The organism is Rubrivirga sp. (genome assembly GCF_965213695.1).
Classification (GTDB): domain Bacteria; phylum Bacteroidota; class Rhodothermia; order Rhodothermales; family Rubricoccaceae; genus Rubrivirga.
The window spans coordinates 665,151-689,695 of the sequence record NZ_OZ243912.1 but is presented as its reverse complement, the minus strand read 5'-3'; the positions used below and the strand labels follow the sequence as shown (position 1 = coordinate 689,695).

At 71.4% G+C, this 24,545-nt stretch carries 18 protein-coding genes; 14 read left to right on the top strand and 4 right to left on the bottom strand.

Going from position 1 to position 24,545, the window contains the following annotated elements; genetic code table 11:
* Position 1: 1 nt before the first annotated feature.
* Complete coding sequence (locus ACOOHE_RS03025) at positions 2-4,591, top strand: caspase family protein (protein ID WP_420456327.1); 4,590 nt, start codon at positions 2-4, stop codon at positions 4,589-4,591.
* A 143-nt stretch (positions 4,592-4,734) separates the two neighbouring features.
* On the opposite strand, the gene ACOOHE_RS03020 is transcribed toward ACOOHE_RS03025, so the two are convergent.
* Entirely contained in the window at positions 4,735-5,037 is a 303-nt protein-coding gene (locus tag ACOOHE_RS03020; protein ID WP_420456326.1) for a hypothetical protein, read from the bottom strand.
* Between the two features lie 54 nt (positions 5,038-5,091).
* Positions 5,092-7,986: a protein kinase domain-containing protein gene (locus ACOOHE_RS03015; RefSeq protein WP_420456325.1), complete on the bottom strand. Its 2,895-nt coding sequence runs from the start codon at positions 7,984-7,986 to the stop codon at positions 5,092-5,094.
* 371 nt (positions 7,987-8,357) lie between these two features.
* Between ACOOHE_RS03015 and ACOOHE_RS03010 the strand changes: the two genes are divergently transcribed.
* From ACOOHE_RS03010 to nuoH, 11 genes are all read left to right on the top strand, one after another.
* Complete coding sequence (locus ACOOHE_RS03010; RefSeq protein WP_420456324.1) at positions 8,358-8,735, top strand: NADH-quinone oxidoreductase subunit A; 378 nt, start codon at positions 8,358-8,360, stop codon at positions 8,733-8,735.
* A 168-nt stretch (positions 8,736-8,903) separates the two neighbouring features.
* Complete coding sequence (locus tag ACOOHE_RS03005) at positions 8,904-9,449, top strand: NADH-quinone oxidoreductase subunit B (RefSeq protein ID WP_420456323.1); 546 nt, start codon at positions 8,904-8,906, stop codon at positions 9,447-9,449.
* 67 nt (positions 9,450-9,516) lie between these two features.
* A complete protein-coding gene (locus tag ACOOHE_RS03000; protein ID WP_420456322.1) occupies positions 9,517-10,293 on the top strand; it encodes an NADH-quinone oxidoreductase subunit C in 777 nt (258 codons plus the stop codon).
* Between the two features lie 98 nt (positions 10,294-10,391).
* The gene (gene nuoD, locus ACOOHE_RS02995; RefSeq protein WP_420456321.1) at positions 10,392-11,819 is read left to right on the top strand and encodes an NADH dehydrogenase (quinone) subunit D; all 1,428 of its coding nucleotides are present in this window, start codon (positions 10,392-10,394) and stop codon (positions 11,817-11,819) included.
* A gap of 100 nt (positions 11,820-11,919) precedes the next feature.
* Entirely contained in the window at positions 11,920-12,612 is a 693-nt protein-coding gene (gene nuoE, locus ACOOHE_RS02990) for an NADH-quinone oxidoreductase subunit NuoE (RefSeq protein WP_420456320.1), read from the top strand.
* A gap of 1 nt (position 12,613) precedes the next feature.
* Positions 12,614-13,228: a Uma2 family endonuclease gene (locus ACOOHE_RS02985; protein ID WP_420456319.1), complete on the top strand. Its 615-nt coding sequence runs from the start codon at positions 12,614-12,616 to the stop codon at positions 13,226-13,228.
* Entirely contained in the window at positions 13,225-14,022 is a 798-nt protein-coding gene (locus ACOOHE_RS02980) for a hypothetical protein (protein WP_420456318.1), read from the top strand. Before ACOOHE_RS02985 ends, ACOOHE_RS02980 begins: the two co-directional genes overlap by 4 nt.
* Positions 14,023-14,030: 8 nt before the next feature.
* The gene (gene nuoF / locus ACOOHE_RS02975) at positions 14,031-15,449 is read left to right on the top strand and encodes an NADH-quinone oxidoreductase subunit NuoF (protein WP_420456317.1); all 1,419 of its coding nucleotides are present in this window, start codon (positions 14,031-14,033) and stop codon (positions 15,447-15,449) included.
* 71 nt (positions 15,450-15,520) lie between these two features.
* Positions 15,521-16,069 carry a DUF4920 domain-containing protein gene (locus tag ACOOHE_RS02970; RefSeq protein ID WP_420456316.1) on the top strand — a complete coding sequence of 183 codons (549 nt, stop codon included), beginning with the start codon at positions 15,521-15,523 and terminating at the stop codon, positions 16,067-16,069.
* Positions 16,070-16,106: 37 nt separating this feature from the next.
* Positions 16,107-17,828, top strand: coding sequence for a 2Fe-2S iron-sulfur cluster-binding protein (locus ACOOHE_RS02965; RefSeq protein WP_420456315.1), 1,722 nt, complete (start codon positions 16,107-16,109; stop codon positions 17,826-17,828).
* A 210-nt stretch (positions 17,829-18,038) separates the two neighbouring features.
* Positions 18,039-19,097 (top strand): NADH-quinone oxidoreductase subunit NuoH, encoded by a 1,059-nt coding sequence (gene nuoH, locus ACOOHE_RS02960; protein WP_420456314.1) that lies wholly within the window; start codon positions 18,039-18,041, stop codon positions 19,095-19,097.
* A gap of 72 nt (positions 19,098-19,169) precedes the next feature.
* Here the strand turns inward: nuoH and ACOOHE_RS02955 are convergent, their stop codons facing one another.
* Positions 19,170-20,468 carry an ATP-binding protein gene (locus tag ACOOHE_RS02955; protein ID WP_420456313.1) on the bottom strand — a complete coding sequence of 433 codons (1,299 nt, stop codon included), beginning with the start codon at positions 20,466-20,468 and terminating at the stop codon, positions 19,170-19,172.
* A gap of 155 nt (positions 20,469-20,623) precedes the next feature.
* On the opposite strand from ACOOHE_RS02955, the gene ACOOHE_RS02950 reads away from it, so the two are divergent.
* Together ACOOHE_RS02950 and ACOOHE_RS02945 are read left to right on the top strand one after the other, a co-directional pair.
* Entirely contained in the window at positions 20,624-20,845 is a 222-nt protein-coding gene (locus tag ACOOHE_RS02950; RefSeq protein WP_420456312.1) for a UPF0175 family protein, read from the top strand.
* Positions 20,842-21,339, top strand: a complete 498-nt coding sequence (locus ACOOHE_RS02945; RefSeq protein ID WP_420456311.1) for a hypothetical protein — start codon at positions 20,842-20,844, stop codon at positions 21,337-21,339. The genes ACOOHE_RS02950 and ACOOHE_RS02945 overlap by 4 nt, the downstream gene beginning before the upstream one ends.
* 27 nt (positions 21,340-21,366) lie before the next feature.
* Here ACOOHE_RS02945 and ACOOHE_RS02940 read toward each other — a convergent pair whose 3' ends face one another.
* On the bottom strand, positions 21,367-24,261 hold the full coding sequence (locus ACOOHE_RS02940; RefSeq protein WP_420456310.1) for a penicillin-binding protein 1A: 2,895 nt from the start codon (positions 24,259-24,261) through the stop codon (positions 21,367-21,369).
* Positions 24,262-24,545 lie beyond the last annotated feature (284 nt).

The following is a 24,545-nucleotide window of genomic DNA, read 5'->3' as shown; positions in this document are numbered from 1 at the left end:
GATGGACACTCGCCCCGACTTCCGCCAGAGCGTCGCCGTCGTCATCGGCATCGACGCCTACGGGAACGGCGTCCCGCCACTGCGCACGGCCGCGAATGACGCCCGGCGCCTGGCCCAGGTGCTCGCCGACGACCACGGGTACAACGTCCACCTGATGCTCGACGAGGCCGCCAGCTGCGAGGCCATCACCCGGCTCCTCGCCGACGAGCTGGCGCACGCGGTGGGCCCGGAGGACCGGGTCCTGTTCTACTTTGCCGGGCACGGCGTGGCGTTGGAGGGCGACGATGGGCCGACGGGCTACCTCCTGCCCCAAGACGCCCGCCGCGGCGAGCCCGAGAGCTACCTCCACATGCCGGCGCTCTACGACGCGCTCAACGCGCTCGCGTGTCGGCACATGCTGGTGGTCCTCGACAGTTGCTTCTCGGGCGCGTTCCGATGGTCGGCCACGCGCGACCTGGTGATGCTGCCCGAGGTCATCCACCAGGAGCGGTACGACCGGTTCATCCTGGACCCGGCGTGGCAGGCCATCGCCTCGGCGTCCCACGACCAGACGGCGCTCGACGAGCTGCCCGGCACGTTCGGCGACCGGGGCGACGAGGGCGGGCACTCGCCCTTCGCCCGCGCCCTGTTCGAGGCGCTCGACGGGGCCGGCGACGTGGTCCCGGCCGGCGAGGGCGATGGCGTCATCACGGCGAGCGAGCTCTACCTCTACCTCGAAGCCGCGCTCCAGCCGGCGACCATCGAGGCCGGCCACCGCCAGACGCCCAGCCTGTGGCCGCTCGCGAAGCACGACAAGGGCGAGTTCATCTTCCTGACGCCGGGCCACGCGCTCAACCTCCCGCCGGCCCCGCCGCTGACGGCCGAGAACAACCCGTGGCGCGGGCTCGAGTCGTACGACGAGGCCCACGCCGAGCTGTTCTTCGGCCGCGACGACGTGGTGGGGGCGCTCCGCGAGACCGTCGAGACGCACCCACTGACGGTCGTGCTGGGCGCTTCGGGGACGGGCAAGTCGAGTGTGGTCAAGGCCGGGCTGGTCCCCCGCCTCAAACGCGACATCGAGCAAGCGTGGCACGTGCTCCCGGTCGTCCGGCCAGGTGCCGAGCCGATGGCGTCCATCGAGCGGGCCGTCGCCGAGTTGGGGTCTGAGAGACTGTTTGGGAACGCCTCGGCGCTGCTCGATGGGTCCCCTCTCACCCCGGGAGAGGGACAGGGTGAGGGGCCAGGAGCGCGTCGACGGGCTCCAGCCGTGGCCCCGACCGCCCCCCTCACCCTCGCCCTCTCCACCCGGGGGGTGGAGAGGGGACCCGATCTCGCTCGCCAAACAGTCCTGGAGGACGACATCGAGGCCCGCATCGGCGCGTGGTGCCGGGCGCACCCCGACGCCCGGCTCGTCCTCGTCGTCGACCAGTTCGAGGAGCTCGTCACGATGACGCGCGACGCCGACGCGCGCGAGGCGGCGCTCGGCCTGCTCCTCCGGCTGGTCGAAGCCCACCCCGAGCGGCTCTGCTTGATCCTGACGCTCCGCTCGGACTTCGAGCCCCAGTTCGACCGCTCCGTGCTCCGCCCACACTGGGCGGCGGCGCGCCACGTGGTCCCGCCGATGACGCAGGCCGAGGTGCGGGACGTCATCGAGCGGCCGGCCTCGCAGCGCGTCCTGTACTTCCAGCCGCACGACCTGGTCGACACGCTCATCGACGAGGTCATCCAGACGCCCGGCGGGCTGCCGCTGCTGTCGTTCGCGCTGAGCGAGATGTACCTCCACTACCTCGGCCGCCGCAGCGACGACCGGGCCCTCGAGACCGTCGACTACGACGCGGTCGGCGGCGTCGTCGGGGCCCTCCGCACCCGTGCCGACGCCGAGCTGGCGGCGCTCGACCCGGCCCACCAGGAAACCATGCGGCGGCTGATGCTCCGGATGGTGGCCGCCGAGGGAGGAAGCGTCGCCCGGCGGCGCGTCGCCCGAGCGGAGCTCGAGTACCCCGACGCCGCCGAGACCGAGCGGGCCCACGCCGTCGTCCGCCGGCTGACGGCAGCGCGGCTGGTGGTCGAGGGCCGGGGCGAGGACGGCGAGCCCTACGTCGAGCCCGCCCACGACGCCCTGGTGCGAGCATGGGACCGGCTCCTCGGCTGGATCCACGCCGAGCAGGACCGGACCGCCGGCCTCCGCTTCCAGCAGAGCCTGGCCCGCGTCGCCCGCGACTGGTCCGAGGCCCCGGACGACGCGGCGAAGGCCGGGCTCCTGTGGCGCGACGCCGCGCGCGGGGGCGTGCTGGCGCTCCTCGTCGCCCGGGAAGACCAAGCGCTCCACACGGGCGCCCCGACGATGGGCCAGCGCTGGCGGCGCCGGACGCGCGCGCTCCTCCCCCGCCTCTCGTCCCAGACCAGCGACGACGACGGCGACGTCTGGATGAACGGTCGCGAGCTCGCGTTCGCCCGGCGCAGCATCCGGCGGCGGCGGAACATCCGGCTGGGCCTTGGCGCGCTCGTACTGCTCATCGTCGCCGGCGCCCTCACGTCTACTGGGTTCGGCCTGCGGGCCGTCGCCCAGGAGCGGATCGCGGCGGAGAACGCCGCCGAGGCCCGGGCCAACGCCGACGAGGCCCAGGCGAATGCCGCCGAGGCCGAGCGGCAGCAACGGCAGGCCGAGGCCAACGCCGAGCGGGCCGAGCGGAACGCAGAGGAAGCCCGGGCCAACGCGGAGCGGGCCGAGCGCCAGCAGCGGCTCGCGGAGGCCAACGCCGCCGAGGCGGAACGGCAGGAGCAGGTCGCCCTGGCCAACGCTGCCGAGGCCGACCGCCAGCGGCAACAGGCCGAGCGCGAGCGCGACAACGCCTTGTCGCTCGCGCTCGCCTCCCGGTCCGCGAGCGTCCTTCAGGCCGGAGACCGCGCCCTCGCGACCCTGCTCGCGGTCCAGGGCAACCGGACCGTCGAGACCCCTCAGACACGAGGCGCCCTGCTCCAGACCGTCCAAACCGCATCCGGGTACGCCGTCTACCCGCACCCCGAGGAGGACCCGCGCTACCGGGACCTCGCCGAGCGGATCTTGGCAGCGGCGAGTCGCGACGGTGCAACCTCCGACCGTACCTCCTGGCCCTCCGCCGTCAGCCCGGACGGGGCGTTGCGGGCCGTCGGGGGCGACTTCGTCGCCCAGCTGCGAGACGCTCGGACGGACTCGCTCCTCTGGGAGACCCGCGCCCCCCGAGGGTCGGTGTCGAGAATGGGGTTCAGCTCGGACGGGGCGCTCCTGGCGATCGACGTCGAGGGCCGAGACGCCCGCCTGTGGGACGTCGTGACGAGAGGGGCCCGAGGCCCGGCGCGGTACACAGAGGTCCGTGTCCCATCGGCCTCGCCGACCAGCCAGTGGGAGCCCGGTGTGCTCGTGTTCAACCGGCAGGGGACGCTCGCGGCGCTCTTCGACAAGGGCGTGGTCCGGGTGTGGGACGGGCGGAGCCCCGCGCTCCAGGCCGAGGCCGCGGTGCCGCTGGCGAAGGTCGTCGACATGGCGTTCAGCCCGGACGGGACCCGGCTCGTCTTTGTCGAGAACGCCGTCGGCTACGGGGATCACGCCGGCCGGGACACCACGCGGCTCGTCGTCTGGGACGTCGGGCGGCGGGCACACCTCGGCCCCACGCCGGCCGAGCACCTCGGCCGCGGCGCCCTGAGCCCGGACGGGGCGTGGCTGGCGGTCTCCCGCGACGACGCCGTCCGCGTGTGGGACGTGGGCCGGGGCGCGTTCCGCGGGGCTCCCGTCCGCGTCTCCGGCCCGGTGTCGGAGGTCCGCTTCAGCCGGGACGGCGGCCGGCTCGCGATCTGGACCTACGCCCCCGACGGGGAGAGCGCGCGCGTGCAGGTCTGGGACCTCGGCGCCCAGCGGCCGGTCGGGGCGCCGTTCGACGTGCCGCCTTACAGCCTCCACCCCGCGTTCTTCGACGGCTGGAGCCTCCGCGGCCTCGACGACTCGACGGTGCGGGTATGGGACTGGACCGGAGCGGCCTTCCGCGAGGACTCCTTCCCCCTCGCGGACGTGCTGCCCCGATTCGCCGACGGCTTCGACGGCCCCGAGCCGGTGATCGGCCCCTCCGGGACGCTGATGGCCTTCGGCGACTGCTACACCGACTGCGTCCACATCAACATCGGACTGGTGGATCTGACTCGCCGGGATGCGTTCTGGGGGTCGTTCGACTTCAAGGGCGGCATGATGCGCTCGTTCACGTTCAGCCCGGACGACCGCTTCCTCGCCATCGAGTACCAGGGCGGCGACGTTCAGTTGTGGGACGTCGCGGGACGCGAACCGCTTGACGCCGTCCTTTCGCACCCCGGCGACGTCGACCTGCTCGCGTTCAGCCCGGACGGGAGCCACCTCGTGACGGCCGGATACGACTACGGAACCCAGGACGACGACGGTGCGCTGTTCATGCGGCGCTGGGACCTCCGCCCGTCGTCGTGGATGGACCAGGGTTGCCAGCAGGTCAACCGCAACCTTAGCGCGCAGGAGTGGTCCGCCCTCATGGGCGACCGGCCGTACGCCTGCACCTGCCCGGGCCTCCCGCCGCACCCGAGCACAGGCTTGGCGGCCTGCCCCCGCCCGTAGCCGCGCCGGCCTCTCTCGTTGCCTGTAGGCGAGAGGCCGTGGACCTGAGATCGAGCGCCGACGGATCCAACGGAAACGGCACGTGGCACCCGAGCCAACATTCGGATGCCGCGTCAAGACCGCCAGGTGATGCGAGGCCCCTCCTACCCGACGCCCCCGCTGCCGCCCATGTGCTTGTCCCGACTGCCGTCTCTGCAGGAGGCCGTCAGGTCACCGACCACAACGATAAAATCGAACCGACCAGATGCGTCTGGCTGGACGGTCAGGTCGACCGTCTCGCCATTGGAAATCTCGTAGCGCGAGCCCCCGAAGAACGCTTCCGGGTGGAGGCAGAGCACGGCGTCGGCGCCGTCCGCGTGGAAGGAGACCGTGTCGCCAGGGCTGGCCTGGATGTCAGAGGGCGTCGTCGTGCCGTCGCTGGCGATGGTGACCGTGATGGAGCTCATGGGAGAGGGGATGGGGGTTGGAGCACGGACGTCGCGACCGCTCCGGCGGTCCCGTCAGGACCCGCCGGGGGTCCGGGGCAGGCGGGCGGCTTGGGGGTCGGCCCTCAACTCGCCGAGCCACGGGGACCGGTCGATCTCGTCCGGGTTGAGGCCCTGTGCCAGACCTTCGCCGAGGGAAGCTAGGGCAGAGGCTCGATCCCCGAGCCGCTCGTAGGCCTGGGCCATGATGAGGTGTGTGTACGGCCGCTTCTGGGGGAGCGCCTCCAGACGGCGCAGCGCGTTTCGCGCCTGCTCCGGTCGGTCGGTCCAGGCGTACCCGTGGGCCAGCCCGATCAAGCCGTTCTCGTCGCTTGGGTTGACCTCCACTGCTTGGGCGTCGAGGGCGACCATGCGCCGCCAGGCCCGCTCAGCCTCGACCTGCTGACCGGCGAAGTGATGGGCGTTGCCAAGGAGGTACCACCGGTCAGACTCGGCACTATCAAGCGCCACCGCCCGCCGAAACGACCGGACTGCGTTCCCATAGTCTCGTCGGTCAAACTCGACCCTCCCCAGGCCCGTGTAGGCGTCGGCCGTCGGGCCCGCCGCCGACGGGTTGGCCTCGACGCCCCGGCGGTACCAGACGGCTGCCGAGTCGAGCCGCCCGAGATTCCGGTATGCGTCGCCGATGTTGGTGTACCCCCACGGGTTGTCCGGCTTCAGCGCGACGACCCGGCGGTACTGGGCGATGGCCTCCTCGAACCGCCTCTCGTAGAGATACACATTGCCCAGGGTGTTGTAGAACCCCCAATACCCCGGCTTGAGCGCGATGGCCCGGCGGTACTCGCCCTCGGCCTCGCCGATCCGGCCGAGGAAGTACAGCGTGGCCCCGAGCTGCTGGTGGGCGAGCGCGTCGGTGTCGTCGAGGGCCAGGGCCCGGCGGAGCTCGCGCTCGGCGTCGGCGTAGCGGCCCGTCCCCTTGTAGATCATGCCCAGCGTCACGCGGACCGGCGAGAGGTCGGGATTCAGCTCGACGGCCCGCTCGCCGGCGTCGGCCGCGCGGTCGACCCACTGCGGGTCGTTGCTGGCCTCGTACTTGCGCCAGAACGCCTCGCCGAGCCCGGCCCACGCGAGCGCGTAGCGGTCGTCGGCGTCGAGGGCCCGCTCGAACAGCGCGATGGCCCGGTCGATGGTCGCCTCGGTCTCGTAGTTCAGCAGCGTCCCCCGGGCCCGCGTGTAGAGGTCGAACGCTTGGGGGCTGTCGGTGCCGCCGGCCGCGAGCACCATGCGGGCGGCCTCGGTCAGTTCCACGTCGAGCAGGCTCGCGAGCACGAGCGCGACGCTGTCCTGGAGCGCCAGCAGGTCCGTCGTGGTCTTGTCCAAGACGCGGCTGCCCAGGCGCCGGTCCGTCGCCGCGTCGTAGACCTCCATCGTCAGGCGGACGCGGTCGTCGGCGCGCTGGACGCTCCCGCTTACCACCAGGTCGGCCCCCAGGCGCTCGGCGGACTCCCGGGCCGAGGCGTCCTCCGAGGCGCGGGCGTCGTCGGTGGGCAGGACCGACAAACGGTCCGAGAACTCCTCCATCTCGGTCAGCGACGCGCCGATGGTGTAGACGAGCCCGTCGATGAACGCCTGGTTCTCGGCGTCGCCGCCGACATTCGTGAACGGGAGCACGGCCACCTGCTGGATCCCAGACGCGAGCGCGACGCCCCGCTCGGCAGCACCCGTGCCCGGCCCGACGACGGCGACCCCGAGGCCGGCCACCCCCAAGAGCGCCGCCAAGATCCCCGCCTCGACGCCGCTCGCGCGCTGCCGCCCCTGCTCGCCGTGGTACCACGCGACGACGAGCGCGCCGACGAGCCCGACGGCCAGGACGACCGGCACCGCGCGCAAGAGCGGGCCGGGCCACCCGTAGACGCCGCCGAGCGCGATGACGACCTGGAGCACGACCCACGCCCCGGCGAGGTAGGCCACGCCCCACTGGACGAGCTTCCGCTCTCTAATCTCGCCGAACGACGGGAAGCCGGTCTGCCGCTGAGGCCGAGCCGGCGCCTCGGCATCGAGTCCCGCCGCCAGCGGGGCCGCTGTGCTCTGGCGGAACGCATCAAGCGCGTCCGCGAGCGCGTCGGTGTCGGAGTAGCGGTCGGCCGGGTCCTTCTCCAGGCACCGCTCGACGACGGCCGCGAGCCCGGCCGGCACGTCGTCCGCCAGCGGCGCCGGGTCCTCGTGCAGGATCGAGTAGACGACGGCCTGGTCGTAGGCACCCCGGAACGGCCGTCGGCCGCTCAGCATCTCGTAGAGGACCACGCCCAGCGCCCACTGGTCGGCCCGGGCGTCGACGGGCTCGCCGCGCGTCTGCTCGGGGCTCATGTAGGCGACGGTGCCCAGCGTCGTGCCGGCCTGGGTCAGGAGCACGTCGGCGGCCTTGGCCACGCCGAAGTCGACCAGCTTGGCCTGCCCCTCGGGCGTGACCATCACGTTGGCCGGCTTGACGTCGCGGTGGACGATGCCGGCCCGGTGCGCGCACGCCAGCCCGCGCGCGACCTGGGCGGCGAGGCCGATGGCTTCATCGGTCGACAGCGGGCCGTCGCTCAGGCGCGACCGGAGCGACACGCCGGGCACGTAGGCCATCGCGATAAACGGACGGCCGTCGTCGGTCTCGCCGATCTCGTGGACCGTGCAGATGTGGGGGTGGTCCAGCGCCGAGGCGGCCCGGGCCTCGGCCACGAACCGCCTCTCGGTCGCGGGGTCGGCCGTGACGGCGGGCGGGAGGAACTTGAGCGCGACCGTCCGCCGCAGGCGCGTGTCCTGGGCGCGGTACACGACGCCCATCCCACCCCCGCCGATGACGTCCTCGACGGCGTAGTGGGCGACGGTCGTCCCCCGGAGCCCGTAGGGGTCCCGGCGTGGAGCCGCACCCGCTCGCCGCTCGGACGGCGAGGCCGGGTCGGATGCCCCCTCGGAGGATCCCATTCGTTTCCAGTGTGATGCCGCCGGAACATACCGCGCGGCACGTAGGCCCGGCCGGCGACCCAGCCAGGCCCTAGGGCGATCGCCAACCTCAAGAGAAGATGCCCCCTCTCCACCCTACGGGGGAGAGGGGGGCGGGGGCCGTGCGTTAACGCTCGTCCGGCCCTCACCCTGTCCCTCTCCCACGGGGAGAGGGGACCTCGTAGGATGCTCTGCGATAGAACCCAACGAGGTTGCGATGGTCCTGAACTGGACCCGCTTGCCTCATTGAGGCCCGCGTGGCCTTCCCGCGATGTCCACGGCCCGGGCGAGTCCCCAGAGGCGCGCCCGCTGGGGCTGGTGGTAGCTTCCCAGCCCCTTCCGCTCGCCCGCCGATGATCGTCGAGTTCCTGCCCCTCTTCCTAATGGTCCTGCTCGCGCTCGGGCTGGCGCTGAGCCTGCTCAAGATCGCCGAGTGGATCGGGCCGCACCAGCCGAACGCGACCAAGGAGAGCCCGTACGAGTCGGGCCAGGACCCGGTGGGCTCGGCGCGCGACCGGTACTCGGTCAAGTTCTACCTCGTCGCGATGATCTTCATCGTGTTCGACGTCGAGTTGGTGTTCCTCTACCCGTGGGCCGTCTCGTTCCGGACGTTCCTGGAAGCCGGCGGCGGGGCCGCGCTCGCCTCGCTCAGCGTGATCGGCGTGTTCATCGCGATCCTGGTCATCGGGCTCGTCTATGACGTCAAGAAGGGCGGCCTCGACTGGGACTAACGAGAGTGAAGGGTCGTGGGTAAAGGGTGATGAGCGCCCGGTCCACAGGCCCATCCCCCCGTCCCCTCTACCCATCACTGGTTCCCCTTTCAGTTTGACTTGAAAACGGGACGTGCGGCGAACACCGCCGACTCCGCCCCGTTGACTCCGCGCACGACCCCCACCCCCATGTTCAGCGAAGAAGGCGGATTCTTGACCACGACCGTCGACTCGGTCGTCAACTGGGCCCGGTCCAACTCCCTCATGCCCATGCCGATGGGGCTGGCGTGCTGCGCCATCGAGATGATGGGGTTCGCCGGGCCGAAGTACGACGTGGCCCGGTTCGGGTCGGAGGCCATGCGGTTCAGCCCGCGCCAGGCCGACCTGATGATCGTGGCCGGGTGGTGCTCGCACAAGATGGCCCACACGGTCCGCCGGATCTGGGACCAGATGGCCGAGCCCAAGTGGTGCATCGCCCAGGGCGCCTGCGCCTCGACGGGCGGGATGCACCGGTGCTACGGCGTCGTCCAGGGCGTCGACAACTTCCTGCCGGTCGACGTCTACATCCCCGGGTGCCCGCCGCGCCCCGAGGCCATCATCCACGCGCTGATGGACATCCAGGAGAAGATCCGCGTGACCGAGTCCGTCGCCAAGGACGTCCGGTTCAAGGACGCCCCGAACCAGCTCGTCGAGGGCCGGATGCTCGACGCGGCCGGCCAGCCCATCGCCGCCTGATCCCTGTCGCGTGGTGCGCGTCGCGTCCCGAACGCAGCGCCAGTACGCGACGCGCACCACGCCACCCATGGACGCTCCCGACCGCGACACGCCCGAGCCCACGCCGCCCGCCCCGGTGACCCTGGCGCCCATCGCCGACGTGCTCGTCGGCGGGCCCGACGACGCGCCGTTCGTCGACCCCGGGGAACAGGTCCAGACGCTGAAGTTCCACTTCACGCCGCGCACGGCGCTCGCCGGCGAGATGGAGCGGTTGCAGACCGAGAACCCCCACGCCAAGGCGACCTGGGTCGTCCCCAAGGTGATCGCCGCCCTTCAGGACGAGTTCGGCGACGCCCTCCTGGACGTGGTCGGCTACGCGGGCGAGACGACGGTCGTGGTCGAGACGGCCCGGCTGGCGGACGTGGTCCAGTTCCTGTTCGACGAGGTCGGGTTCGACTACCTCACCGACATCGGGACCATCGACCGGTTCACCGAAGACGACCGGTTCGAGGTGTTCTACAACCTGTGCGCGCTCGAGGCCAAAAAGCGGATCCGCCTCAAGGTCCGCGTCGGCGAGGACGACCCGACCGTGCCGACCATCACCCACATCCACCCCGGCGCCAACTGGCACGAGCGCGAGGCGTGGGACATGATGGGGATCCGGTTCGAGGGGCTCGGCGACCACCGCCGGATCTACATGCCGGAGGACTTCGAGTACCACCCGCTCCGGAAGGAATTCCCGACGCTCGGCATCCCGGGCTCGCTCCCGCTCCCGGCCAACCACCCCGACGGCGACCTCCAGGCCGACCCGTTCCCCCGCGCCCACGGCCAGATCCCCAAAGATCTCGCCTCCGATTCCGATTAGAACGGATGCGTGATGCGTGATCTACCTAAGGGGAGTCACGCATCACGCATCCGGGACTCCCGCCGCTCCCCAAGAAACGCGGCACCGATCCCGACCTCATGGCGACCACCGACCAGAACACGCCCAACGCCCACGCCGCGGCCCCGGGCACGTCCGAGGACCTGTTCACCTTCTGGCCGCGCCACAACGCCGCGCTCTACCGGGCGCTGGCGGACCGCCACACCCAGGTCGAGATCGAGCAGGCCGCCGAGCGCGCCGCCGTCGACGACGCCCGGGCCGCCGCGGCGGCGGGCACCGACCTCGCCATCGGCGATGGGGCCGACACGTCGACGGTCCCGATGATCGCCGAGGACCCGCTCGAGAGCCGGATGGTCCTGAACCTCGGGCCCCAGCACCCGGCCACGCACGGCGCGCTCCGGGTCGTGTGCCAGCTCGACGGCGAGACCATCGAGAAGTGCCTGCTCGACATCGGCTACCTCCACCGGGGCATCGAGAAGCTGGCCGAGGTCAAGACCTACCAGGAGTTCATGCCCTACACGGACCGCATGGACTACATGAGTCCCTACTCGAACAACGTGGCGTGGTGCCTCGCGGTCGAGAAGCTGGCCGGCATCGAGGCGCCCCCACGGGCGACGTGGCTCCGGACCATCGGGTGCGAGCTGGCGCGGATCTCGTCGCACCTGCTCTGGGCCGGGACGATGGTGATGGACGCCGGCGCGCTCTCCGTCTTCCTGTGGACGTTCAAGTACCGCGAGGAGATCTACTCCATCTTCGACGAGGTGGCCGGCGCCCGCTTCACCGTCTCGCACAGCCGGATCGGCGGGTTGGCGTTCGACTTCTCGGACACGGCGCTCGTCATGATCGACAGCTTCTGCGACGAGTTCGAGCAGCAGATCGCCGACTGGAAAAAGCTCCTCAACCGCAACCGGATCTGGATCGACCGGAACGAGGGCGTCGGCGTGCTCAGCCGCGAGGACGTGCTGGCCGAGGGCTACACCGGCCCGACGCTCCGCGCGAGCGGTGTGCCCCACGACATCCGGATCTTCGAGCCCTACCTCGTCTACGACCAGGTCGACTTCGACATCCCGATGCGGACCGAGGGCGACTCGCTCGCCCGCTACTTCGTCCGCGTCGAGGAGATGGAGCAGTCCGTCCGGATCATCCGCCAGTGCCTGGCGCGGCTGCCCAAGGGCCCGATCCGCGTCGACAACGCGAAGGCGGCCTACGCCTCGAAGGACGAGGTCTATTACTCGATGGAGGGCATGATCCACGACTTCATGATGACGGACACCGGCGTCGCCCCGCCCAAGGGCGCCGAGTGCTACCACGCCATCGAGAGCCCCAAGGGCGAGCTCGGCTTCCACCTCGTTTCGGACGGGACCGGCAGCCCGTGGCGCGCCAAGATCGTGACGGGCTCGTTCAAGAACCTCCAGGGCCTGGAGACGATGATGGAGGGCGCCATGGTGGCCGACACCGTCGTCCTCATCGGCTCCGTCGACCCCGTCATCGGCGACTCCGACAAATAGTGGTTCAGGGTTCAGAGGTTGGCTGCGCCTTCGCTGCGCGGTCAGGGTTCGCAAGGACCCCCACCCGAGCGAACCCTGAACCCCGAACCCTGAACCAGCAATGCTGACCCCCGACACCCCCGGCCCCTTCGTCTCGCCGTCGCCGCAGTACGTGCCCGGAGAAAAGCCCGAGCGCCACGTCGCCGACGCCGACCTCGTGTGGACGGCTGACGAGACGGCCCAGATCGACGTCTTCCGCAGCCAGTACCCGACGCCCGACGGCGCGGTGATGAAGACGCTGTGGCTGGCCCAAGAGAAGTACGGCTGGCTCCCGCCCGAGGTCATCCGCCTGGTCGCCGACACGCTCGGCGTCCCGTACGCGAAGGTCTACGGCGTGGCCACGTTCTACACGCAGTACTTCAAGGAGGAGAAGGGCCGGTTCGTGTTCGACGTCTGCACGTGCTTCTCGTGCCAGGTCTGCGGCGGCTACGACATGCTCCACTACCTCAAAGAGACCCTCGGCGTGCCGAAGGGCGGGACGACGGCGGACGGCCTGTTCACGGTCCAGGAGGCCGAGTGCTTGGGCGCGTGCGGCTCGGCCCCGATGCTCCAGGTCACGAACGGCCCCTACGTCCACAACCTGACGCGCGACAAGATCGACGCGATGCTCGACGCGCTCCGCGCAGGAAAGGAGCTGCCGTTCGAGTCGGTCACGCTCCCCCAGGACCAAGCCGAGCTCGGCGGCAACCGCCGGACCGACGCCGAGGCCGTCGAGACGTACCAGACGCCGCCCGTCTCCAAGACGATCCACTAGCGTGCCCGCCGTCGCCCCCCGCCGTTCCACTGCGCCCGCCTCGACGCCCGAGGCAGGCGAGGCGCCTGTCGCGGGCTTCTACTGGACGCGCGAGCGGTACGACCAGGCCGTCGAGGCGGGCGTCTTCGGTCCCGACGACAAGGTGGAGCTGATCGAGGGCCAGATCGTCCCCAAGATGCCGCAGAACACTCCGCATAGCGTCGCCACCTCTCTCACGGCGGCTGCGCTTCGGACGGCGTTCGGGACGGATTTCTACGCCCAAGAGGAGAAACCGATCGCTCTGTCGGACCGCTCGGAGCCGGAGCCAGACGTAGCCGTCGTCCGAGGAGGGCCCCGCGCCTATCTCGACGACCATCCCGGACCGGACGCCATTCTCCTGATCGTCGAGGTTGCGGACACCAGCCTGGTGAAAGACCAGGTGCGGATGGCGAGGCTCTACGCGCAAGCTGGCGTCGCCGAATACTGGATCATCAACCTTCACGAGCGCGTCCTCGAAGTCCACCGCGACCCGGTCGGCGGGACGTACGGCACCAAGACGACGCTGGGCGCCGAGGGCGTCGTGTCGCCCGTCCACGCGCCGGACGCCTCTGTCGCCGTCGCCGACCTCCTGCCGTGAGCACGTCCCGCCTCGCCGACCGCCAGATCCGGGAGGCCGCCAGCCAGGCGGCCTTGCGGCTCGACGTGCGCGGGCCGGTGTCGCAGGCGCTTGCCCGGACGGGCGTCACCGTCCCCCCGGCCGACGTGGCCGAGACGGAACCGGCGGCGCCCGCCCCCACGCGCGAGCTGCGCCGACGCGCGCGGGGCCTAGCGGCCCCGCGCGTCGTCAAGCCGTTCGAGCCCGCCGCGTGGCCGACGCGGTCCGCAGCGGACCCGCTCTCCGGCCTGACCGCCGACGAGCGCCGCGTCCACCGCATCCTGATCGACACGCTCGACGTCCAGGCGGAGGACCCGTTCGGGGGCACAACGGCCGACCTGACCTACGCCGAGAGGCAGAAGCTCCAAGCCCTCGACCTCGCGTTCATCGACGCCCAGCTCGCGGCGACGGCGGGCCCGAGCGGTGCCGCCGTCCGGCGGTGGACGGTCTGGAGCACGGCGGCGCTCGGCGGGCTCCTGCTCGCCGTCGCGCTCTCGGGCGGGATCGCGTCCGCGGGATTCGTGATCGGGTCGGCCGTCCTGCTCCTGGTGGTCTCGGCCGCCGTCGCCGCCGGGCTGATCCCCGTGCGCGGCGGCGCGGTCCCCGCCCAGCACGGGAGGATCTACCAGGCCCTCCGCGAGCTGGCGCTCCTCGCCCACGCCGACGACCTCGCCTCCGACGCCCTCACCCAGGCCGACCTTTTGATCGACCGGCTCGCCGACGCCGACCAAGCCTCCTCCGACACGAGCACCGCCCGCGCCCGCGTCCGCAGCTAACCCCTCCAATGGCCGACACCGACACCCTCTTGACCGGACAGTCCAAGGCCGGCGACTGGCGCAGCTACGAGCGCGTCATCCTGCCGCCCATCAAGGACCTCCACCAGATCGACGTCTACGAGCGCGAGGCCGACGGCTACCAGGCCCTCCGCGCCGTCGTCAAGGACGGCAAGTTCGACCCGACCGGGCTGACGAACGAGGTCAAGGCCTCTGGCCTCCGGGGCCGCGGGGGTGCCGGGTTCTCGACCGGGCTCAAGTGGAGCTTCATGCCGCCCGTCGACCCGGAGAAGCCGCGGTACCTGTGCTGCAACGGCGACGAGTCCGAGCCGGGCACGTTCAAGGACCGGCAGATCTTCGAGTACAACCCGCACCTGATGATCGAGGGGATCGTGCTCGCGTGCTACGCGATGACGATCAAGACGTGCTACCTCTACATCCGGGGCGAGTACAAGGACTACATCGACCACGTCCAGACGGCGGTCAACGAAGCGTACGACCGGGGCTACATCGGCCAGAACATCTTGGGGACGGACTTCTCGACCGACCTCGTCGTCCACACCGGCGCGGGCGCCTACATCTGCGGCGAGGAGACGTCGCTGATGAACTCGCTGGAGGGCCGCCGAGCCTACCCCCGCATCAAGCCCCCCTTCCCGGCCCAGGTCGGCGTGTTCGGGATGCCGACGACGATCAACAACGTCGAGACCCTCGCCGACGTCCCGCTCATCGTCAACCGCGGCGCGTCATGGTTCGCGGGAATCGGGCCCGAGAAGCACACCGGGCCGGTCCTGTACGGGATCTCAGGCCACGTGACCAAGCCGGGCGTCTACGAGTACCCGACGGGGATGCTCATCACGGACCTCTTGGAGGTGGCCGGCGGCGCGCGCGGGGGCAAGCGGATCAAGGCCGTCGTCCCGGGCGGCTCTTCCACGCCGCCATTGACGTGGGAGATGGCCGAGCCGGCCACGATGGACGCCGAGACGCTCCGCGAGGCGGGCTCGTCGATGGGCACGGCCGGCCTGTGTTTTTTGGATGAGGACACCGACATGGTGAGCTTCACGCGGCGCATCGCCCACTTTTACCACCACGAGTCGTGCGGCCAGTGCACGCCGTGCCGCGACGGGACGGGCTGGATGGAGAAGTGCTTGGCCCGGATCGACGAGGGCGAGGGCTACACGCGCGACCTCGACCTGCTGCTCGACCTGTGCGACCAGATGGAGGGCCGGACCGTCTGCGCCTTGGCCGACGCCGCCGCGTGGCCGGTCCGCTGGGGCATCAAGCGGTTCCGCGACGAGTTCGAGGCCAAGTGCCTGCCGACGGCGTTCGCCGGGGCCGACGTCTCCGGCGACGGGGCCTCGCTCGTCACGTCCGACCTGGGCGCCGAGAGCGTCGACGGCGACAAGACCATCACCCCAACCGGCACACCGTAACCTGGATGCGTGATCGGTGATGCGTGACTCTCCGCGAGCACCATCACGCATCACGCATCCCGTATCCGACCATGAACCGACTCCTTCTCCTCCCCCTCCTGTTGCTGGCGGCCTGCGCCGGCGAGCCCGAGGCGCCCGCCGAGACGGCCGACGCCGCCGATCCAGGCGTCGAGGCGCCGGCCAGCGTCGCCTTCGGCGACACCGTGCCTGACGGCGCAGCGCTCACGCCGGACGAGCTGGTCGCCGACGCCGAGACCTACGCCGGCAAGACGGTCGTCGTCGAGGGCGTCGCTCGGGAGGTCTGCCAGCAGGCCGGCTGCTGGCTCACGTTCGCCGACGCCGACGGCCGGACGGTCCGCATCGAGGTGCCGCGCGACGAGACCGAGAGCTACGTGTTCACCTTCCCGAAGGACGCCACCGGGCAGCGCGTCCGCGTGGCCGGCGTCCTGGAGGTCACGACCGAGTCGGTCGAGGACCAGCGGCACTACGCCGAGGACCGCGGCGACACGCCCGAGGCCATCGCCGCCATCACCGAACCGAAGCGGACGCTCGTCCTGACCGCCCTCGGCGCCGAGCTCGCCGACGACACGGCGCCCGCGACGGGCGTCGCCCCCGCCTAGCGGCCCTCCCCACGCTTCCCGCACGACGCACGCCACCATGCCGCAGGTCACGATCGACGGACAGGCCCACGAGTTCGAGCCGGGGCAGAAGCTGCTCCAGCTCTGCCTCGACGAGGGAACCGAGGTCCCCCACTTCTGCTACCACCCGTCGCTGAGCGTCCCGGCCAACTGCCGCCAGTGCCTGGTCAAGGCCGGCACGCCGCTGTTCGACCGCGAGACGAAGGAGCCGGTCCTGGACGAGAACGGCGACCAGAAGATCAACTACTTCCCCAAGCTGATGCCGAGCTGCGCGCTCGACGTCACCGAGGGGATGGTGGTCCACACCCAGCTCTCGTCGGTCGAGGTGGCCGAGGCCCAGGCCGACAACCTCGAGATCATGCTGGCGAACCACCCGCTCGACTGCCCGATCTGCGACCAGGCCGGCCAGTGCCCGTTGCAGATCCAGGCCTACAAGTACGGGCCCGAGGGCAGCCGCTTCGAGTTCGAGAAGGTCCACAAGCCCAAGCGCGTCCAGCTCGGGCCCCACGTGGTCCTCGACGCCGAGCGGTGCATCAACTGCACGCGGTGCACCCGGTTCACGGCCGAGGTCACCGAGACGCACCAGCTCACCATCATCAACCGGGGCGACAAGAACCACCCGATGACGGCGCCGGGCGAGGTGTTCGACGACCCCTACTCGATGTGCACGGCCGACATCTGCCCCGTCGGCGCGCTCACCGAGGACTACTTCCGCTTCCAGGCTAGGGTCTGGGAGATGGACAAGACACCAACGGTCTCCGACTTCGGCGGCATCGGGATCAACGTCGACGTGTGGACCCGGAACAACCAGGTCCTGCGGATCACGCCGCGCGAGAACCTCGACGTCAACGAGTACTGGATGCCAGACGTGGCCCGGCTGGTCTACAAGACCTACAACGAGGACCGCGCCTCGGGCCCCCGCCTCCACGGCCGGCCGACCACGTGGGAGGTGGCCGCGCGCGAGGCCGGCCAGCTCCTCCGGGACGCCGGCTCGAACGTGCTCTTCCTCGGCTCCGCCTTCGCGACGGTCGAGGACAACCACCTGCTGATGAAGCTGGCGGCGTCCGTCGGCGCCGACGCGCCTCGCTTCATCGACCGCCGCGGCCAGGCCGAGGGCGACGGCTGGCTGATCTCGTCGGACCCCGCGCCGAACACGGCCGGGTGCCTCCGCCTGGGCATGGAGCCCGTCGACCCCGCCATGCTCGGCGCCGCCGCGTCCTCCGCGAGCTTGGTCTACGTGCTCCAGGACGACCCCGTCGCCGCCGGCCTGCTCTCGGCCGACGACCTCGCGGGCACGCCCGTCGTCTTGCACGCGACGCACACCACGGCCGCGACGCCGGCCACGGTCCTGCTCCCGATCACGATGTCGGTCGAGACGCTCGGCACCTACGTCAACGAGAACGGGCGGGCCCAACTCTTGCGGCCGGCCAAGATGGTCCGCGCCATGAACCGGTCGCTCCTGATGGCGCTCGGGACCGGGATGGGCCGGAAGGCCCGCGTCGGGACGCCCTTCGACCGCTGGCACGACGAGGCCCACCAAGTCGACTGCCTGCCGGGCTGGGCCGTGCTGCCCCAGGTCGCCAAGGACGTCGGCCTCGACCTCTCGTACACGTCGCCAGCCAAGATCATGGCCGAGGTCGCCCAACGCCCCGCGTTCGCCGGCGCCACACACGGCGCGATGGCCACGCTCGGCGTCCCACTCGAGACCGCCGACGCCGAGCCGCCCCAGGTCACCGCGTAGGCCGACGGGCGTGGACGCGGGCTCATCGCCCTGCCGCGCTCTCACGTCTTTGCACCCCATCAACCCCCAGTCGTCATCCCCGCGAACGCGGGGACCCATGCGGAGCCGCTCGCCACGCTCCATCCCCCTATGGATTCCCGCGTGCGCGGGAATGACGGCTGTGAGTGTGGAGGTCGCCGAACCCTGAACTCCGAACCCTGAACCCTCCGAATGGACACCGTCGCCGCCGTCTGGGAAGTGCTCGATCTGCCGATCGTCATCTTCCTCCTGCTCAACTTCTTCCTGATCACGGCGTCGCTGCTGGTCTACGCCGAGCGGAAGGTGTCCGCGTTCATCCAGGAGCGGTCGGGCCCGAACCGGGTCGGGCCGGGCGGCATCTTGCAGTCGTTCGCCGACGTGTTCAAGCTGATGTTCAAGGAGAACATCGTGCCGGCCCAGGGCAACGAGTTTATCCACAGCCTGGCTCCGGTCCTGATGGTCGTCATCGCCATGAGCACGGGCGCCCTCATCCCGTGGGCGCGGACGCCGGGCGGCGAGGCGCTCGCCATCGCCGACATCGGCGTCGGCCTTCTGGTGGTGCTCGCGCTGACGTCGGTGACGGTCTACGGCGTGACGCTGGCGGGGTGGTCGTCGAACTCGAAGTACTCGCTGCTCGGCGGCCTCCGGTCGAGCGCCCAGATGATCTCGTACGAGTTGGCGATGGGCGCGGCGGCCCTGTCGGTCGTGCTCTACGCCGGCAGCCTGAGCCTGTTCGAGATCGTCGAGAACCAGAACCACCCGGTCGCCGGCATCTTCGCGTGGAACGTGTTCCGCAACCCGGTCGGGTTCGTCGTGTTCGCCGTGTGCGCCTTGGCCGAGACGAACCGGGCGCCGTTCGACCTGCCCGAGGCCGAGCAGGAGTTGGTCGGCGGGTACCACACGGAGTACTCGGGGATGAAGTTCGGGATGTTCTTCCTGGCCGAGTACGTCAACCTGTGGGTCGCGTCGCTCCTGATCTCGACGCTGTTCCTGGGCGGCTACCTCTTGCCGTGGGAGGCCCTGTACGCGGGCGCGATCCCGGGCGTGCTGCTCACCATCTTGCAGGTCCTGTTCTTCCTGGTCAAGGTCTCGTTCATCGCGTTCTGCTTTATCTGGATCCGCTGGACGCTCCCGCGTTTCAAGTACAACCAACTCATGAACCTCGGCTGGAAGTACATGCTGCCGATCTCGATTGCCAACATCCTGGTGATCGCGGCGTTGGTGGCCGGCTACCAGCTCCTCGTCGGGTAGGGACGTGTCGCGATACGCCCCTACGGGGCCGATCTCGTGGGGACGCTTCGGCCGAGGCGTCCCCGGCGCCGTTCAGGCCGGCGCGGGCAGCGTCATGACGAACGCGGTCCCCTCGCCCTCGGCGCTCTCGACCGCCAGCGACCCGCGGTGGCCCTGGACCACGATGTCGTGCGAGAGCGAGAGGCCGAGGCCGGTGCCCTCGCCGGTCGGCTTGGTGGTGAAGAACGGCTCGAACACCCGGTCGCGGACGGCCGCCGGCATCCCCGTCCCGTTGTCGGCCACGCGGACCTCGACGGCGCCGTCGGTGCGCCGGGTCGCGACGGTGACGGTCGGGAGGTAGCCGGGCTCGCCGGCCTGGCGGCGCTGGCGGACCGCGTCGAGCGCGTTGCCGACCAGGTTGACGAGCACGCGGCCGATCTCCTGGGGCACCATCTCGACCTCGCCCACCTCGGCGCCCAGGTCGAGCCTCGGCGCCACGCCGACCGTCGGGTGCAGGACGCGCGCGGCGTGCGCGGCGTGGCCCGTGTACTCGCGCACGAGCGCGTTGAGGTCGACCGCGCGGCGCTGGCCGCTCCCGCTCCGGGCGTGGTCCATCATCGACCGGACGATCCCGTCGGCGCGGCGGCCGTGCTGCCCGATCTTGGCGACGTTGAGCCGGAGGTCGGCCAAGAGGGCGTCCCGCTCGTCGGGGTCGGTCTCGGCGTCGAGCTCGTCGATGAGCTCCTGGGAGAGCCCCGCGAAGTTGGTGACGAAGTTGAGCGGGTTCTTGATCTCGTGGGCGATCCCGGCCGTGAGCGCGCCGAGCGACGCCATCTTCTCCTGCTGGACCAGCTGGGCCTGGGCGGCGCGGAGGTCCGCCAGCGACTGGTGGAGCTCGGCCGTCCGCCGGGCCACCTCCTGTTCGAGCTGGCGGGTCCGCTCGGTGAGCAGGTCGTCCATCGTGTCGCCCTCGTGCTGCATCACGTCGGGGACCGAGAAGTGGAAGTGGACCAGGAGCCAGCGCCCGTCGCGGCGCACGAGGGCGAACGTGAACCGGGGCCTCTCGAGGACCGTCTCGTTCCCCAGGTCAATGGTGACCGCGATCTCGCCGACGGCCACGGCGGCCGTCTCGTGGAGCCGGTGGACCGTGGTCCACGGTACCTCGAGCGTGAACGGGTGCGACATGCCGGCGTGCTCGCGCAGGACCATCGCGCGGAGCGCCTCCCGGCTTGCGTAGTAGTCGCCGGGCCCGGTCCCGTAGCCCGTGAAGCTCGGGCGGACCGCGGCTAGGAACCGCTCGGTCGCCTCCGGCGACGGGTCGACCCAGTCGTGGAGGATGTCGCGGACCGCCTGGCGGACGTCGGCGTCCGTGTCGGGGGGCGTCGGTTCCATGTCGCTGCGGGGAGGGCCGGTCTCCGCGCCGAAACTCCCCCGTGGCGGGCAGGGTCCCGGCGGGCGGGCCGGCTGGTCACCACCCGATCCGGCCGTCGGCGTTGGGAACGCGCTCGCGCCTCGGACGTCGCTGAGAGCGCCCGTATGTTGGGCGCATGACCGTGTCCATCCAGATTCCAGACGAGGCCGGTGTGGACGCGCGCTTTCTCCGGGAAGCGCTCGCGGCGGCCCTCTACACCACGGGGAAGCTCACGGGCCACCAAGCCCGGACGATGGTCGGCCTGACCCGCCGGGCGTTCGAGGAGATGCTCCCTCGGTACGGGCATTCGGTCCTCGTCGACAGCGAGTCCAACCTCGACGTCGAGCTGGGAGCGTGAGCGACGAGCGGCGCGTCGTGAGCGACACCGGACCGCTCATCTCGCTGGAGAAGCTCCCCGACGGCCACCGGCTCATCCGCACGCTCTACGACTCGGTCCTCGTCCCGCCAGCGGTACTCGACGAGCTGGCGCACGGCCTGTTCGAGAGCCCCGACGCCTACCTCGACCACTACGGCATCCGATCTCTGGTCGACGTCGTCGCGCCCCCCGCCGAGGCGCCCGGGGTGGAACGGCTCGACCGGGGGGAACGCGACGCGATCTCACTCGCGCTCGACCGCGGCCTCCCGCTGCTGATCGAGGAGGAGGCCGGGAGGACGGTGTCGCGACAGCTCGGGATTCCCATCTCGGGGATCGCCGGCCAGGTGCTGAAGGCGCGGCGACGACGTCTCCTCACCAGAGCGGACGCCGAGCGGATGCTCCTCGTCCTCTTCGAGTCCGGCCGCATCAACCGGCGGGTCTACGACGGCGTGGGCGAGGCCATCAGGTCCTCGTAGCCAACCGACGAGTTCTCCGCCAGCCGGTCACCACCCGATCCGGCCGTCGGCGTTGGGGACTCGCTCGCGGCCTGGCGCGCGCGGCGCCACCGGCGGCACGGGCTCGACCGGGACCTCCTCCAGCGGCTCTAGCTCGACGTCGCCCTCGACCGGCTCGTTGACGAACGGCCCGTCGTCCATGTCCTCGATCATCTCGTCGGCCAGTCGGTCGATGTCGTCGTAGCCGTCGTCGAACCGGTCGCCCAGGATCTCGCGGCGGGCGTCGGCGATGGCCCGGTCCTGGGCGCGGCGGACGCGGTCGGCCCAGCCGCGGTCGCCCTCGCCCCGGGCCAACTCGCGGGCCGCCGCGCGGAGCACGTCGGCGGCGGCGGCCCGGAGCTCGGGGTCGTCGATGTCCTGGACGCGCTCCCAGGCGTCTTCGAGCCACTCGGCGTTCTCGGCCAGAACGTCCTCGCGGCGGTCGCGCTCGCGGTCGCGGCGGTCGTCGCGCGCAGGCCGCTCGGTGCGGCCGGGCGTCCGGGGCCCGTAGTCGTCGGGGAGGTCCGTGTCGCGGTCGAACACGCGGTCCGCCAGCCCGCCGGCCCAGTCGGCGACGCGGCTCCACAGGCTGGGCCCGCCCGGCGGCTCGGGCTCCGGCTTCGGAAACTCAAGACCCGTGTCGACGAGCCGGTCGCGCTGGAACGTCCGGTTGAGGTCGCCGACGACGCGGAGCGCGTTGTGGCCGCCCTGGCCCCAGTACGACGAGCGGAACGTGACGCGGGGGTCGTCGAACCCGACCCAGGCGCCGGTCACCAGGTCCGGGCGCATGAGCAGGAACCAGCCGTCGGCGCCGTCCTGGGTCGTGCCGGTCTTGCCGGCCAGGTCGCCCCGTCCGTTGAACGCCGAGCGGACCTCGGTCCCGGTCCCCCGGTCGACGACGCCGCGCATCATGTCCAGGAGGTCGACGGCCACGTCGGGGTCGAGCGCGCGGTCGGTCTCGGGCTCGAACCGGGCGACCTCGTTCCCGTCGCGGTCCGTGATGTGGGTCACGACGACGGGCGGGCGACGGGTGCCGCCGGCCGCAATCGTGGCGTAGGCGCCGGCCAGCTCCAGCAGCGAGACCTCGCTGGTGCCGAGCGCGAGCGACGGGACGGCCTCGAGGTCGCTCGTGATCCCCATCCGTCGGGCCGTTCGGGCCACGTCGCGGGCGCCGACGTCCTCGACGAGTCGGGCGGCGACGGTGTTCTTCGACTGGGCGAGCCCGTCGCGGAGCGAGACCATCTCGTCCGAGGTGGCGCCGCTGGCGTTCGTCGGTTGCCAGACGACGCCGTCGGCCATCTCGATGGCGACGTCGGCGTCGAGCACTTGGTCGTCGGGGCGGTAGCCCTCTTCGAGCGCGCGGGCGTAGAGGAACGGCTTGAACGTCGAGCCCGGCTGGCGCTTGGCCCGGGCTACGTGGTCGTAGGCCGAGCGCCCGAAGTCGCGGCTCCCGACCCACACCTTGACGTGTCCCGTCTCGGGGTCGACGGCCGTGATGGCGACTTCGAGCCGCATCTTGACGGCCCGCAGCGAGTCCAAGAACGCGGCGTCGGCCCGGAGCCGCGCCAGCGTCGACTCCTCCGTCTCACCGAGGGCGACGGTCTTGCGGAACCGGTCGGTGTCCTTGATGAAGGCGTCGGCGGCGTCGCGACGGAGGGTCCAGAACTGGTCGAACGGCCGGGTCCGGCGCGAGGCCGTGACGTAGGGGGCCGTCGTGGTCCCGAGTCGGTCGGCGGAGGCCCGGCCCCACTCGACGTCGGCGACGGCCTGGAGCGCGTCGCCGAACCGGGTCGCCGAGGCCTGCGCTTGCTGCTGCATCCGCCAGTCCAACGTCGTGTGGATCGTCAGCCCGTCGCCGTACAGGCTGTAGCCGGCGCGGTCGGCCCAGTCCTCGAGCCGGATGCGGACGTGCTCCGTGAAATGGGGGGCCCGGCTCGTCTGCATCGGCTGGCGCTCGAACCGGAGCCCGAGCGGCTGGTCGACGAGGCCCGCCGCCTCGGCCTCGTCGAGGGTGCCGAACCGGACCATCTGGCCGAGCACCACGTTGCGCCGCGCCTTCGCGCGCTCGGGCTGCCGGTACGGGTTGTACATCGACGTCCCCTTGAGCATCCCGACGAGCGTCGCCGCCTGCAACCGGTCGAGGTCGTCGGCCGACGTCGAGAAGTAGGTTCTGGCGGCCATCTCGATCCCGTGCGCGTTGTAGAGGAACGGGACCGTGTTGAGGTAGAGCTCCAAGATCTCGTCCTTGGAGTACACCCGCTCGATCTTGAGCGCCGTGATGGCCTCGCGGAGCTTGCGCGTGACCGAGGCGTCGTTGCCGATGTCGTCGGGGAACAGGTTCCGCGCGAGTTGCTGGGTGATCGTCGAGGCCCCGCGCATCCCCTCGCCCGTCGCGACGTCCTTCACGACGGCGCCCCACCCGACGAGGTCGACGCCGCCGTGGGTGTAGAACCGGCGGTCCTCGGTCGCCACGAGGGCCTCGACGACGGCGGGCGAGATGTCGCCCAGCGCCCGCCACTCGCGCTCCTGGCGGGCGAACCGCGTCAGCGTCACGCCGTCGGCCGAGACGACGGTCGAGGGGTGGACCTCGCGGGCGTTCCGCAAGTCGGAGACGCTGGGCGTGAACGGCCACAAGACGAGCGCGTAGGCCACCAGCAGGGCCGTGCCGGCGACGGCGGCGACGGCGCCCGCCCCGGCCAAACCGCCCGCCGCCCACAGCGCCCTCCGCCCGCGCGACCGCTCACCGTCGCGGACCTCGGCCCACACGCGCGCCGCGCCGGCCCTCAGCCGCGTCCACACCCAGACGGCGAACCGGCGGAGGTGCGTCCAGAGCCACGCGAGCGCGCGCCGCCAGCGGGGCGGGGCGGCAGCGGTCGGTGGGGCGGCAGCGGTCGAGTCGGGCATGGGGGGACGGGCGCGGCCGGGCCCCTACGCAAGAGACGGCCGTGCGGATGCGCCGCCCCCAACGCGCCGGCCCGGCCCGATGGTGCGGCGCGTCGTCCTGGCGCCCCTGCCCGGCTGAAAGGGGGAGGCTTTCGAGGTTCGACTTTCCTCTCTCATCCCGTCATTGGCTGGCGCCGTCGCTCCGCGGTCCCGCGAAGGCGGGAATCCAGGAGGACGAGCGCGGATATGCGGCGCGCTACAGGGCGTGGGGACGACGGGGCTGGCGGTTGGGACGGGGCGTCCTC